The organism is Vallitalea maricola (assembly GCF_036985595.1).
Classification (GTDB): Bacteria; Bacillota; Clostridia; order Lachnospirales; family Vallitaleaceae; genus Vallitalea; species Vallitalea maricola.
Genome location: NZ_BTPU01000329.1, coordinates 1 through 250, shown reverse-complemented (window position 1 = coordinate 250; position 250 = coordinate 1). Strand labels below are relative to the sequence as shown.

The window sequence follows — 250 nt, the reverse complement described above, 5'->3', positions numbered from 1 at the left end:
ATTCCATTTACAGTTGTTGTACGCATAATACTGAAATCTTCTCCAAGAGGATTGGATATAGTTACAGTTTTTCTTAATGAATCATCCTTGTCAAGTCTAATCTTATCGAACACTTTTGGACTTTCAAATGAATAAGTCATAGCTTCACTTAAACCACAGTTCTCCATTACAACTCTAGTTATATCTTCTATTTTTTGCTTATAACTTTTCTTACCAACTGTTGGAGTTCCTGTAACACTAGCAACAGGAA

Annotated in this window: 1 pseudogene; it reads right to left on the bottom strand. The window is 32.8% G+C overall.

The annotated features are described in order from the left end of the window. Positions 1 to 250 (bottom strand): annotated as a pseudogene (locus AACQ14_RS24265) (phenylalanine--tRNA ligase subunit beta); the annotation flags it as partial.